We start from the raw sequence: 12595 nt of genomic DNA, 5'->3' as shown, positions 1-12595 counted from the left end.
CGGCCCGGTCGCCTGCGGGCATGGCCGCCCGCCTCGGCGCGCCGGATTCAGGGCGGCGGCCGGTCGCCGCGCAGCGCGCGCCGGTACTGGATCGCCTCGGCCACATGCGCGGCGCTCACGGCCTCGGCGCCCGCCAGGTCGGCGATGGTGCGCGCCACGCGCAGCGTGCGGTGCGTGGCGCGGGCACTCCAGCCCAGGCGTGCGGCGGCCTTGTGCATGAAGGCCAGCGCGGCGGCGTCCAGCGCGGCATGGCGGTCGATGTCGGCACCCTGCAGCTGCTGGTTGCTGCATTGCTGGCGCGCCAGGGCCCGTTCGCGCGCCGCGACGGCGCGTGCGCGCACCGCCGCGCTGGGCTCGCCCGGCGGGGCGCCGAGCAGTTCGTCGCTGCGCACGGCCGGCACTTCCACATGCAGGTCGATGCGGTCCAGCAGGGGGCCGCTGAGCCGGCCCTGGTAGCGGGCCACCTGGTCGGGCGTGCAGCGGCAGCTGCGGCCTGCGGCCCCCAGGTAGCCGCAGGGGCAGGGGTTCATGGCCGCGATCAACTGGAAGCGCGCCGGGAACTCGGCCCGCCGCGCGGCGCGGGCGATGGTGATCTGGCCGGTTTCCAGCGGCTCGCGCAGGGCCTCCAGGGCGCTGCGGTTGAATTCGGGCAGTTCGTCCAGGAAGAGCACGCCGTGGTGCGCGAGCGAGATCTCGCCGGGCCGCGGCGGCGAGCCGCCGCCCACCAGCGCCACCGCGCTCGCGCTGTGGTGCGGCGCGGCCAACGGCCGGTGCATGAAATGCGCGGGCTCGAAGCGGCCGGCCAGGCTGGCGATGGCGGCCGTTTCCAGCGCTTCCTGCACGCTCAGCGCCGGCAGCAGGCCGGGCAGCCGCCGCGCGAGCATGGATTTGCCCGCGCCGGGCGGGCCGACCATCAGCAGGCTGTGGCCCCCGGCCGCGGCGATTTCCAGCGCCCGGCGCGCACCGGCCTGGCCCTTCACGTCGGCCAGGTCCGGCTGCGCGGCCGTCGGCGCGGGCGGCCCGGCCTGCACGCGGGCCCAGCCGGCAGCGTCCTCCGGCGGGCCGTCCGCCGCCTCGGCGGCCAGGGCGCTGTCGGCCGGCAGGAAGCGCCGCACCACATCGAGCAGGTGGCGTGCGCCGTAGATCTCGGCCCCGGGCACCAGCGCGGCCTCCTGCGCGCTGGCGTGCGGCAGCACCAGCCGGGTGTGCGCATGCGGGCCGCGCAGGGCCAGCGCCATCGCGAGCGCGCCGCGCACGGCACGCAGCTCGCCCGACAGCGACAGCTCGCCCGCGAACTCGTGGCCCGCCAGCCGCTGGCCGTCGATCTGCCCGCTGGCCGCGAGGATGCCGAGCGCGATCGGCAGGTCGAAGCGGCCCGAGTCCTTGGGCAGGTCGGCCGGGGCGAGGTTCACCGTCACCCGCTTGTTGGAAGGGAACTCCAGCCCCGCGTTCTGCAGTGCCGAGCGCACGCGCTCGCGCGCCTCCTTCACCTCCACGTCGGCCAGCCCCACCAGCGTGAAGGAAGGCAAGCCGTTGGCCAGATGCACCTCGACGGTGACCGGCGCCGCATCCAGCCCCAGCAGGGCGCGGCTTTGCACCAAAGACAGACTCATGAACGTGCGACTCCCTGATTTGGTGCATGCGGGCCGTCGCGGCGGGGCCCGTGTCCGCACACACCTGGCATGGGGTCGATGGTGCCGCGCTTTCCCTGCGGGTGCCTCTGCGCAGGCAGCCCCCGCCTCCCTCCGGCGTGCACTTTGGCACGGTCCCTGCTAACAGGCTGAAACGTATTCCCACACCACCGCGAGGAGCTTGAGAGATGACCCGTTCCGTTGTTGCCGCGTTCGCCGTCCTGGGCGCCGCCTTCACAGCCACCGCCGCCCTGGCGCAGGACGCGGCCCCCGCGTCGCCGGTCACGGCCAACGTCGCCCTGACTTCGAACTACAAGTTCCGCGGCCAGGACCAGGACCAGATCGGCCACAACGGCTACTACAAGAAGAAGGCCTTCAAGCCCGCCATCCAGGGCGGCTTCGACTTCGCCCACGAAAGCGGCTTCTACCTGGGCAACTGGAACTCCAGCGTCAACTGGCTCAGCGGCAACAGCATCGAAAGCGATCTGTACGGCGGCTACAAGTTCAAGGCCGGCCCGGTCGATCTGGACGTGGGCGCCATCACCTACATCTACCCCGGCAACACGGTGGGCAACACCACCGAGCTGTACGCCGGCGTGAGCTGGGCCGACGACGCCATCGGCGCCTTCACGCTGAAGTACTCGCACACCGTGTCCAAGGACTACTTCGGCTACGCCGGCGAGAAGAACGGCTCGGGCCTGAAGGGCCGGGGCACCGGCTACCTGAACCTGTCGTACAGCAAGGTGGTGGTGCCCAACCTGACGCTCAAGGCGGCCGTGGGCTACACGCGCATGAGCAGCGACATCCGCAGCCTGGGCTACAAGAGCTACGTGGACTACAACGTGGGCGCCACCTACGACTTCGGCGGCGGGCTGACGCTGTCGGGCTCGGTGCAGGGCGCCAACAAGAAGGACAGCTATCTGCTGACCACCGCCGACGGCTTCGATGTCTTCGGCGACGGCTCCTTCCTCTACGGCGCGCAGTCGCAGTCCGTGAACAAGGCGCGATTCATCGTCACCCTCGCCAAGTCCTTCTGATCCACCGCCGGGCCGCTGCGGCCCCGTTCACCCGGGTTGCCGCGCGCCCCTCATCCCTTCCAAGGAGAGAAACCATGAAGATGATCGCCGCCATCATCAAACCCTTCAAGCTCGACGAGGTGCGCGAGGCGCTCTCGGCCATCGGCGTGCAGGGCATCACCGTCACCGAGGTCAAGGGCTTCGGGCGCCAGAAGGGCCACACCGAGCTGTACCGCGGCGCCGAGTACGTCGTGGACTTCCTGCCCAAGGTCAAGATCGAGGCCGCCATCGCCGACGACATCGTCGAGCAGGTGATCGAGGCCATCGAGAGCGCCGCGCGCACCGGCAAGATCGGCGACGGAAAGATCTTCGTCTACGACGTGGAACAGGTCGTGCGCATCCGCACCGGCGAGACGGGGCGCGAGGCGCTCTGAACCACGCACACAGCGACGCACAAGAACAAGGCAAATGGACATGAAAAAACTGCTTGCATCGTTGGCGCTCGGCCTGAGCGTCCTCACCCTGGGTCTGGGCGCCAGCGCCCAGACGCCGCCCGCCGAAGCGCCCGCCGTGACGGCCCCGGCCGCTGCCGAGCCTGCTGCCGCAGCCGCTGCGGCTCCTGAGGCCGCCGCGCCCGCGCCCAAGGTCGATTCGGGCGACACCGCCTGGATGCTGACCTCCACGCTGCTGGTCATCCTGATGACCATCCCGGGCCTGGCCCTGTTCTACGGCGGCCTGGGCCGCAGCAAGAACATGCTGTCGGTGCTGATGCAGGTCTTCGTGATCTTCTCGCTCATCAGCCTGCTGTGGTCCATCTACGGCTACAGCCTGGCCTTCACGGGTGACGGCAGCTTCATCGGCAGCTTCGAGAAGCTGTTCCTGAGCGGCGTCACGACCGAAACCTTCGGTGCGTTGACCACCATTCCGGAGCATGTGTTCATCTCCTTCCAGGGCACCTTCGCCGCCATCACCGTGGCGCTGATCGTGGGCGCCTTCGCCGAGCGTGCCAAGTTCGCCGGCGTGCTGGTGTTCTCGGTGCTGTGGTTCACCTTCAGCTACCTGCCCATGGCCCACATCGTCTGGGGCGGTGGCCTGCTGGCGCAGGACGGCGCGCTGGACTTCGCGGGCGGCACCGTGGTGCACATCAACGCCGGCGTCGCCGGCCTGGTGGGCGCCTACGTGGTGGGCAAGCGCATCGGCTTCGGCAAGGAAGCGTTCACGCCCCATTCGCTGACGCTGACCATGGTCGGTGCCTCGCTGCTGTGGGTGGGCTGGTTCGGCTTCAACGCCGGCTCCGCCGGTGCCGCCAATGGCGGTGCGGGCCTGGCCTTCATCAACACCGTGCTGGCCACCTCGGCCGCGACGCTGGCCTGGATCCTGGGCGAGGCGCTGCACAAGGGCAAGGCGTCGATGCTGGGTGCCGCTTCGGGCGCCGTCGGCGGCCTGGTGGCCGTCACGCCGGCCGCCGGCTTCGTCGGCCCGATGGGCTCCATCGTGCTGGGCGTGGTCGCCGGCTTCGTCGGCCTGTGGGGCGTGGGCGGCTTGAAGCGCATGCTCAAGGCCGACGACGCCTTCGACGTGTTCGGCGTGCATGGCGTCTGCGGCATCGTCGGCGCCATCCTGACCGGTGTGTTCGCGGCCCAGGGCCTGGGCGGCACCGGTGGCCTGACCCCCGACACCTTCTCGATGGGCGCGCAGGTCTGGATCCAGATCAAGAGCGTGCTGTTCACCATCGTGTGGTCCGCCGTGGTCGCCTTCATCGCCTTCAAGATCGCCGACCTCACAGTGGGCATCCGCGTGAGCGAGGAAGAAGAGCGCGAAGGCCTGGACATTTCCTCGCACGGCGAAACGGCCTACAACCGTTGATCGCCCTCGGGCCGGCCTCCACCGAGGGGCCGGTCCCGCGATCCGGCCTCTGGCGGGGCCTGGGTCGCAGACCGAGTTTTCAGCAAGAGTCTCCTTTGGATGTTCGCCCGCCCGCGCCTTGCGCCGGCGGGTTTTTTTTGGGACCTTCGCAGGCCGCTGGAACCCGAGCCAGGGGGGCGGTTTCAGGCCGCGGCGCGCATGAATGGGGCGTCGCGCAGATCGCCGGGCGTGGTGTCCTGCGCCTCGCGCAGGCGGCCCTGGCGGTTGTGGTGCACCAGCAGCAGCCTGGCCTGGCGGTACTGGCTCAGCTGGGTGGGCGGCAGCTCGACATATTCGGCCAGCGCCATCAGCGAGGAGTCGTCCGCGTGTGAGACCGGCGGCTGCCGCCACTGGCGCCGGCGCAGCGGCGCGGCCACGAGCATGAGCGCGCAGATGACGCCGATGACCAGCGCGTAGAGCAGCAGCAACTGCTGCGTGGCCGGCTGCGCCGATGCGTCGCGCAGGTAGCGCCAGGCGTGGTACCCGGCAACGGCCCAGACCGCGCCCGTGAACAGCGGCCGCAGCACGCGCAGCCACAGGCAGATCCTGAGCCTGCGGGCCGGCGACCAGCGCGGCCCGTAGGCGGACAGCGGGATGCGGGCCGCATCGATGATCGGCTCCTGCACGTGGGGCGGTTGGCCCCACAGGCGCGGGGCGTCCATCGGCGCGGGGGCGGGTGCGGCGATGGCGGCGGGTGACACAGGGCTTTCAGGCATCGGTGACTCCTCGGTCGGGACTGGTCCAGATGGCGCGCTTGCCGCGTCGGCGCAGCAGGGCGGAGGGCAGGGCCACCACCGTGGCCACCATGGTGATGGCCCAGAAGGCGACGGGGTACCAGATGGCGCTGAAGTAGTAGCGCAGCAGGTCGCGGTCGTAGCGGCGGTCGATCCACAGGCTGGCGAACATCTGCAGCATGCAGGTCAGCGCCAGCAGCATGCCCTGCCACTGCGGCAGCAGGGCGGTCTGCCAGTGCGACGCCTCGGGCAGCAGAGGCCGCAGCAGGCCCATGACCAGCACGAAGGCCATGGCATAGGCCCACAGCACGCTGGTCATGTATTCGAAGTAGACCGGCCACAGGCGCCAGCGGCGCGGGTGCAGCACCTGGGCGGTGTAGCGCGTCATGGTCTGGATGCCGCCCACCGCCCAGCGCAGGCGCTGCTTCCACAGCCCGCGCAGCGTCTCAGGCATGAGGATCCAGCACAGCGCGCGCGGCTCGAAGCGCAACTGCCAGCCGCGCAGCTGCAGCTTCCAGCTCATGTCGATGTCCTCGGTCAGCACATCGGGGCTCCAGAAGCCGGCCTCGATCACGGCCTTGCGCCTGAACATGGCCAGCACGCCCGAGACGGTGAACAAGGGTCCGATGAGCTGCTGGCTGCGCTTGATCAGGCCGATGATGGAAGAGAACTCGCCGACCTGCATGCGGCCCAGCAGGGTGGTGCGGGTGCGGATGCGCGGGTTGCCGGTCACGGCCCCGATGCGCTCGAACTGCAGCATCGGCGCCACCATCCAGTGGATGGCATGCGGGTCCACCAGCGCATCGCCGTCCACGCCCAGGATGTACTCGCCCGCGCCGAGCTGGCAGGCCGTGTTCAGGCTCACGGCCTTGCCCTGGTTCTGCGCGTTGTGGATCACGCGCAGCCGTGGGTACTGGCGCGCCAGCCGGTCCAGCGCGGCCCCGGTGCCGTCGCTGCTGCCGTCGTTGATGGCGATGACCTCGTAGTTCGGATAGGTCGAGCGCATCAGCTGCCCGATCACTTCGGCGATGTGCGGCTCCTCGTTGAAGCAGGGCACCGTGACCGTGACCAGCGGCCACTCCGCCAGGCCCGCCAGCTGGGCCGGCGGCTGGCGGTAGTCGCTGCCGCGCTCGAAGACCCAGGCATGGGCCAGGCCGCCGGCCATCCAGACATAGGCCATGAAGAAGGGGTAATAGAAGACGAAGCCGAAGACCAGCGCCGGCAGCGCGTCATGGACGAAGCCGGTGCTCATGCGCCGCCCCTCTGTGCGCGCGCGCCCGCCCCGGGCTGCGGCTCGCGCGGCAGCTCGCGCGCCAGCTCACGCCGGGTGGACAGCATGCGCCGCAGCAGCGCCAGCGAGGGCTGGTCGTGGTGGAAGTCGTCGGGGTAGTAGCCCAGGTGGCGCATGCCCAGCTGTTGCAGCAGCTGCCATTGCGCCTGCAGCTCGGCGTCGGGCACCGGCTGGCCGCTGCGCCAGTCGCGCGCCTGCAGCTCGAACAAGGTGCGTTCGGCGCCGCCGGGCGTGGCGGCGACGCGGCGCGCCAGCTGCGCCAGCCAGGCCTGGGCATCGGCCACTTCCTCCATGCGCGGCATGGCCATCAGCGCGACATAGTCGTAGGCCGCCAGCGAGGCCTCGTAGTCCTGCGCGAACCACTGCCGCGCCTCGGGCTCCAGCACCGGTCGCGCGTACAGGTTGCGCGCGGTTTCCAGGTCGGGCTGCCAGGCGGCCGTGCGTGCGCGCAGTTCGTGCGTGAAGTCGATCAGGTGGCGGGTCTTGGCCTCGGTCCAGCGGCGCATCAGCGCCGCGTCGGCGCGGATCGCCGCCACGTCGGCCGGCAACCCCCACTGGCGGTAGGTGGACAGTGCGGCCTCGCTGGTGTCCTCGTCGTCGCCGAGCATGGCGTCGTCGTGGAACAGCAGGCCCTGGAAGCGCGCATGGCGGCCCAGGTCTTCGTAGAGGTCGCCGATCAGCGCCCGCACCCGGGCGTCGAAGGGCGTGAGCCGGTGATAGCGGCCCTGGGCGGCCTGGGGTGCCTGGGCGCGCACCACCTGCGCCGCCAGCGCATGCCCGGCCGGCAGGCGGAAGGCCATCACCGGCATCCACGCGTACACCTTGGCGCCCGCGCGGGTGTAGAGCTGCCAGGCGGCGCGGCTGAACAGGTCGGCACGCACCGGCAGGTGCCGGTTGGGGAAGTAGAGGGCGTCGGCGACGCCGTCGCCGTCGGGGTCGGCATAGGCCTGCAGGAACACGGCGCGCGGCATCACCGTGGCGACCCGCTCGACCAGCAGCGACAGGTTGCGCTCCTGCTGCGCCGGGTCGGGGTCGTACACATAGTCCAGGTCCACGTGCATGACCCGGTTGACGTGCCCCGGCTCCAGGCCGGCGGGCTTGCGCAGCAGCCACAGGTACTGCGGCGACTCCAACTCGTAGGACGGCAGGGCCCGGCGCAGCGCGGACAGCGGCACCTGGCGGTCGTTCGGGCCGTCCTCGAGCGTGAAGGTGATCGCCAGGCCGGCCCGGCGCGCCGCCTCCAGTGCCTGCGCGTGGTAGGCGCCATAGGGCCAGGCCAGCGAGCGCACACGGGCGCCCGTGCGGGCTTCGATCAACTCGCGGCTGCGTCGCAGGTCGGCCTCGATGCGCTGCATGTGGGCCTGCACGCTTTCGTAGCGGCCCGGCTCGTCGCCGTAGCGCAGCGTGGTGGCGGCGGGCAGCAGGTTGCCCTGCGGATTGCCCGGCACGCCCTGATGCAGGTCGTGCGAATGGCTGGCCAGTTCGACCCAGCCCGATCGCGCCATCTCCGCGGCCTCTTCCCAGCGCACGAAATGCTCGCGCGGCACCCAGCGGTCGCCGTAGCGCACCTGCTGGCCCTGCGGCACTTCGAGCCAGCTCGACACCAGCGCGAACACGGCCGGAAAGCGGTACTGGCGCAGCAGCGGGAACACCTTTTCGTAGGTGCTGCGGTAGCCGTCGTCGAAGCTCAGCAGCACCGCGCGCGGCGGCAGCGGCGCGCCGCCGGCGCGCGCGTCCAGCACCTGCTGCAGGCTCACCGCGTGGTAGCCGTTGGCCTGCAGCCACGAGAAGAAGTCGATCAGCGTGCTTTCGCTCACGGCCGTGCCGTCGGCGCCGTGCTCGAAGGCTTCCCGGATCTGCGCGAGCACGTCGTGGAAGGCGAGGGCGCGGAAGGTCTGGCCGTCGTCGGCGTCGGCTGCCGGCAGGGCCGCGGCCCGCAGACGCAGGCTGGGCAGGCCGGCGGCCATGAGCAGGCCGCCGGCCAGCAGCTGGCGGCGGTTCAGAAAGGGAACGCGGCGGCGGGGCGTCATGACAGGGGAATGGAAAGCTGCAGGTACAGGCGGGTCTGGCGCTCGTGCCGGCCGTCGTAGGGGTGGCGGCCCACCGACGCGCCGTAGCGGAGCTGCGCCTCGGGCCCGAGCTGCCAGCGGTGTTCGTAGCTCAGGCGCCAGAGGGCGCCGCCGCCGAAGTCCGATTGCGAATAGCGGCCGGCGCTGAGCTCGACCGACTGGAAGAAGCTGCGCTCGTACTCGCGCCAGGTCAGCCATTGCGCGCGCACACCGGCCTGCACCGTGTGTTCGCGCGCCGGGCTGAAGTAGGGCCGCTCCTGGTGCGCGTAGCGGCCCATGTCGGCGCCCAGGGTGGTCTCCAACTGCAGACGGGGCCCACCGATCCAGCGTTCGCGCCATTCGAGGCCGGTGCCGTGGCGGCGGTTGCCATCGCTCAGCGCCAGCCGTTCCACGTTCAGCCGGAGTTCGCGGCTTTCGCTGTGCACCCAGCGCGCCTCCAGGGCCAGCGCGCGGGCGCCGATGCCGGCGGCGCGCGCGCGCCAGGGCGTCTGCGGGCTGTCGCCGTCGTAGCGCGCGGCCAGGCGCAGCCGGTCACTGGCGCGGTAGTCCACGGCGGCGCCCAGGCTGCTGCGATGGGGCCCGGTGTTGGCCTGCTGCAGCTGGGCCTGCGCCTGCCAGCGGCCCTGCGTCCAGCCCAGGCCCAGCGCGGTGCGCTGCCAGTGGTGCGGTGCGCCCAGGTCGGTGCGGCCCTGGGCGCGCGCATGGCTGGCATGCACGCGCCAGGCATCGTCCAGCAGCGCCGAGCTCAGGCGGCCCTCGAACAGCCAGACACGGTCTGCGGAAGCGAGGTTGCCGGTCTCGCGCGCGGTGTCGAGCTCCAGCCGCGGCGCCACGGCCTGGCGGTGCCGCGCGGCGGTGCGCTGCACGACGCCCTCGTCGTCGGCGTCGTGCGTGAGCGAGGCCAACACGCTGCGCGCGGCGCGCCATTCCTGGGCGGTCATCAGGGCGTCGGCCTGGCTGGCGCGCGCATGCAGGCTCTGCGGGTCGTCGGCCAGCACGGCCCGGTACTGCGCCATTGCTGCTTCGGGCCGCTGGCGCCGCAGCGCCGTGGTGGCCGCGCCGGCGCGAAAGCCGGTGTTCATGCCAGCGGCCGCCTGCAGGCGCGCGAAAAGCGCCTGCGCCTGCTGCAGCTGGTCGCCCATCAGCAGCAGCTGTCCCTGGGTGTCCTGCAGCAAGGTGTAGTCGGGGTTGGGTGTCTGCGCCAGCGGCGCCTGGCGCAGGAACAGGGGCGTCTCGGCGCCCAGGCGGTCCAGCAGCGCCTGCGCGTCGTCGAAGCGGCCCGCGTCCGCATAGGCGTAGACCAGGCCCACGCGGGCTTCCCACACCGCGTAGTCCGCCGGGTTGGCGCCGGCCAGCGCCTGTTCGTACCGCCGGACCGCGTCGTGCGAGCGGCCGGCCAGGGCCAGGGCGCGCGCCGCCGCCACCTGGGCGTGGAAGGGCGGCTGCACGCCGGGGCGGGCCAGGCGCTCGTACAGCGCGATGGCGGCCGGCGCCCGGCCGCGCTCCACCTCGCCCAGCACCTGGTCCGCCTGCAGCTGCAGCAGCAGGGCGTCCCAGGCGGCCCGCTGCGCCGCCGGGGCCTGGGCCGCCTGTGCCGCATGCCGCGCCTGAGCGTCCTGCAACTGCGCCACCACCTCGTCCAGCGGCTGCAGGCGCTGCGGGCCCAGGCGCAGGTCGCGTTCGGTCACGGCCCAGCCCAGCCGCTGGCCCAGCGCGCCCTGCTCCAGCGTCGCCAGTTCCAGGGCCGAGAACAGGCTCGGGCGCGCCTGCTGCAGGTGCTGCGCCTGCGGCCAGGCCGCCGCCTTGCCGCCGCTTTGCGCCAGCAGCAGCACGCTCTGGCGGCGGGCATAGGCATGGTCCGGCGCCAGTTCGAGCAATTGCTGGTACAGGCCGAGGGCCTGGATCCGCTGCTGCTGCGCCAGTGCCAGCGCGGCCTGCAGTTCGAGCAGCGACACGCGTTCGTGCGTGGGCACGGGCGCGGGCCGGGCCAGCCGCTGTTCCAGCTGGCGGGCGCCTTCCACGTCGCCGGTGTCCAGGTGCCAGAAGGCAGCCTGGTAGAGCGGCTCGCGCGCCTGCGGCATGCGCTGACGCCAGGTCTGGATGGCCTGGCCCTGCAGCGCGGTGTCGGCGCATTGGCGCGCCGCGCCCACCAGCGCCGCCAGCGCATAGTCGGCCACCGCGTCGAGCCCCGCGGCGCGGCCCAGGGCGGCGGCGTCGCAGGCGCGGCCCAGGTCGGCCGCCAGCACGATGGCGTCGGAGGCCAGGCGCGCATGCGGCGCCGCAGGGGCCGGCGACTGCGCCAGCCACGCCTGCAGTTGCGCGAGCACCGCGCCCGGAGCCAGATGGCCGTTGCGGCGGGCCGCGATCAAGGCGTCATGCGCCGCGCTGGAATAGGGCGCGGCCGGGCCGTCCGCCGCCACGGCAGGGGGCGAGCCGGCCTCTTGCGCCGTGGCGGCCACGCAGCCGGCGCAGGCCCACAGCAGCGTGAGCCCGCGCAGGCGCGCCGCCGCGCCCCGGCGCAATGCCGCAGCCGGCCGGCTGTCCAGCGGCGTTCGCCGATTCGCAAGTAGAGGCCGATGCAGTGTCATGGGTGGGGGTGCCACGGTTGCGCAGCGGGCTGGCCAGGCATGGCGGGGGCACTTGTGCCTGCCGGTGACCGCGCCGCTGTGCGCCGGCCCGGCACGACCGCAACGCCCGGGCGCTATGAAATCAGATGTAGTACTTTGTACTCATGCATGTCGTTCTTATGAAACAACATGCAGCGTCTTGGCGGCTGGCAGGCAGCGCGGAGCGATGCCGTGTTTTCGAGGAAGAGGCGCAGCGGGCAGCGTCCGGCAAGGCCCCGGCGCCGCCCCGTTCGAGCAACATTTGGATGCATAGATTGAAATAGAAAGTTCTAAGTTCGAGAACTTTTCGACAGAGGCAGTCCAGCCATCCGGCGCCAGGGCCCGCTGTTCCCACGGCCCTTGGCGCCGGTCGGCCGCCCAAGCCCGCCGCCGCCCGCACCGCCCACGCTCGCCCGCACAATGGCGGGCATGTGGACTGCGCTCACTCACAGCCTCTGCGAGCTCGGCGAATCGCCCTTCTGGCATCCGCACGAAGGCGCGCTGTACTGGCTCGACATTCCCGGCCGCGCCCTGCTGCGAACGCGCGGCGTGCTGAACGCCGACGTGCCAGTCGAACGCTGGCCGATGCCGCAGGAGCCCGGCTGCATCGCGCCCGCGCGGCGCGGCGGCCTGGTGGTGGCGCTGCGCGACGGCGTCTACCGCGCCCCGAGCTGGGGCGGCGCGCTGCAGCTGATGGCGCCCGCCCCGCACGATGCGGCGACATTGCGGTTCAATGACGGCAAATGCGACCCGTTGGGCCGTTTCTGGGCCGGATCGCTCAACGAGCCCAAGACCGCGCGCGACGCCACGCTGTATTGCCTGGACGCGCGGGAAGGGCGGCAGCCGGCGCTGCAGCCCATGCTGAACGACGCCATCACCGCCAACGGCCTGGCCTTCACGCCCCGCACGCTCTATTGGACCGACACACCCAGCCACGCCATCCGCGCCTGGGACTGGCAGCCGGTCACCAACACCCTGGGCGCCGCGCGCGTGCTGCACCAGTTCGCCGACAAGGCCGGCTGCGCCAGCGCCGGCCAGCCCTATGGCGGCCGGCCCGACGGCGCCACGCTCGACGCGCAGGGCCGGTACTGGGTCGCGATGTACGAGGGCGCCCAGCTGCTGTGCCTGGACGCCGAAGGCGCCGTGCAGCAATCGCTGCCCGTGCCGGCCCAGTGCCCGACCATGCCCTGCTTCGGCGGCGACGACCTGCGCACCCTGTTCGTCACCACCGGCCGAAAGGGCCGCCCCCCCGACGAGCTGCAGCGCCAGCCGCAGGCCGGCCATGTGTGGATGACGCGCACCGAGGTGCAGGGCGTCCCGGTCGACTTCTTCGACGACTGAGG

At 72.0% G+C, this 12595-nt stretch carries 9 protein-coding genes; 4 read left to right on the top strand and 5 right to left on the bottom strand.

Annotated elements, in window-relative coordinates:
• Positions 1-47 precede the first annotated feature (47 nt).
• Entirely contained in the window at positions 48-1613 is a 1566-nt protein-coding gene (locus LG388_RS05895; RefSeq protein ID WP_225781938.1) for a YifB family Mg chelatase-like AAA ATPase, read from the bottom strand.
• A gap of 206 nt (positions 1614-1819) precedes the next feature.
• On the opposite strand from LG388_RS05895, the gene LG388_RS05890 reads away from it, so the two are divergent.
• From LG388_RS05890 to LG388_RS05880, 3 genes are all read left to right on the top strand, one after another.
• Positions 1820-2668, top strand: a complete 849-nt coding sequence (locus LG388_RS05890; protein ID WP_225781937.1) for a TorF family putative porin — start codon at positions 1820-1822, stop codon at positions 2666-2668.
• 74 nt (positions 2669-2742) lie between these two features.
• Entirely contained in the window at positions 2743-3081 is a 339-nt protein-coding gene (glnK, locus tag LG388_RS05885) for a P-II family nitrogen regulator (protein ID WP_225781936.1), read from the top strand.
• A 40-nt stretch (positions 3082-3121) separates the two neighbouring features.
• Positions 3122-4513: an ammonium transporter gene (locus LG388_RS05880; RefSeq protein ID WP_225781935.1), complete on the top strand. Its 1392-nt coding sequence runs from the start codon at positions 3122-3124 to the stop codon at positions 4511-4513.
• A 182-nt stretch (positions 4514-4695) separates the two neighbouring features.
• On the opposite strand, the gene pgaD is transcribed toward LG388_RS05880, so the two are convergent.
• From pgaD to LG388_RS05860, 4 genes are read right to left on the bottom strand one after another with little or no spacing between them, the layout of a single operon-like run.
• Positions 4696-5268, bottom strand: coding sequence for a poly-beta-1,6-N-acetyl-D-glucosamine biosynthesis protein PgaD (pgaD, locus tag LG388_RS05875; RefSeq protein WP_225781934.1), 573 nt, complete (start codon positions 5266-5268; stop codon positions 4696-4698).
• Positions 5261-6538, bottom strand: coding sequence for a poly-beta-1,6-N-acetyl-D-glucosamine synthase (gene pgaC, locus LG388_RS05870; RefSeq protein ID WP_225781933.1), 1278 nt, complete (start codon positions 6536-6538; stop codon positions 5261-5263). The genes pgaD and pgaC overlap by 8 nt, the downstream gene beginning before the upstream one ends.
• Positions 6535-8607, bottom strand: a complete 2073-nt coding sequence (gene pgaB / locus LG388_RS05865; RefSeq protein WP_225781932.1) for a poly-beta-1,6-N-acetyl-D-glucosamine N-deacetylase PgaB — start codon at positions 8605-8607, stop codon at positions 6535-6537. The genes pgaC and pgaB overlap by 4 nt, the downstream gene beginning before the upstream one ends.
• Positions 8604-11234: a tetratricopeptide repeat protein gene (locus LG388_RS05860; protein ID WP_225781931.1), complete on the bottom strand. Its 2631-nt coding sequence runs from the start codon at positions 11232-11234 to the stop codon at positions 8604-8606. The genes pgaB and LG388_RS05860 overlap by 4 nt, the downstream gene beginning before the upstream one ends.
• Positions 11235-11681: 447 nt before the next feature.
• On the opposite strand from LG388_RS05860, the gene LG388_RS05855 reads away from it, so the two are divergent.
• Positions 11682-12593, top strand: coding sequence for an SMP-30/gluconolactonase/LRE family protein (locus LG388_RS05855; RefSeq protein ID WP_225781930.1), 912 nt, complete (start codon positions 11682-11684; stop codon positions 12591-12593).
• Positions 12594-12595: the final 2 nt, after the last annotated feature.

Origin of the sequence: Xenophilus sp. Marseille-Q4582, from assembly GCF_916700565.1 — a bacterium.
In the GTDB taxonomy this organism is placed as follows: domain Bacteria; phylum Pseudomonadota; class Gammaproteobacteria; order Burkholderiales; family Burkholderiaceae_C; genus Xenophilus.
The sequence above is the reverse complement of the archived record's forward strand: the minus strand, read 5'-3'. Positions and strand labels throughout refer to the sequence as shown.

Excerpts from the sequence above, each read along its gene's own strand:
- LG388_RS05895 (WP_225781938.1), bottom strand. The coding sequence starts at position 1,613 with ATGAGTCTGTCTTTGGTGCAAAGCCGCGCCCTGCTGGGGCTGGATGCG.
- LG388_RS05890 (WP_225781937.1), top strand. The coding sequence starts at position 1,820 with ATGACCCGTTCCGTTGTTGCCGCGTTCGCCGTCCTGGGCGCCGCCTTC.
- glnK (WP_225781936.1), top strand. The coding sequence starts at position 2,743 with ATGAAGATGATCGCCGCCATCATCAAACCCTTCAAGCTCGACGAGGTG.
- LG388_RS05880 (WP_225781935.1), top strand. The coding sequence starts at position 3,122 with ATGAAAAAACTGCTTGCATCGTTGGCGCTCGGCCTGAGCGTCCTCACC.
- pgaD (WP_225781934.1), bottom strand. The coding sequence starts at position 5,268 with ATGCCTGAAAGCCCTGTGTCACCCGCCGCCATCGCCGCACCCGCCCCC.
- pgaC (WP_225781933.1), bottom strand. The coding sequence starts at position 6,538 with ATGAGCACCGGCTTCGTCCATGACGCGCTGCCGGCGCTGGTCTTCGGC.
- pgaB (WP_225781932.1), bottom strand. The coding sequence starts at position 8,607 with ATGACGCCCCGCCGCCGCGTTCCCTTTCTGAACCGCCGCCAGCTGCTG.
- LG388_RS05860 (WP_225781931.1), bottom strand. The coding sequence starts at position 11,234 with ATGACACTGCATCGGCCTCTACTTGCGAATCGGCGAACGCCGCTGGAC.
- LG388_RS05855 (WP_225781930.1), top strand. The coding sequence starts at position 11,682 with ATGTGGACTGCGCTCACTCACAGCCTCTGCGAGCTCGGCGAATCGCCC.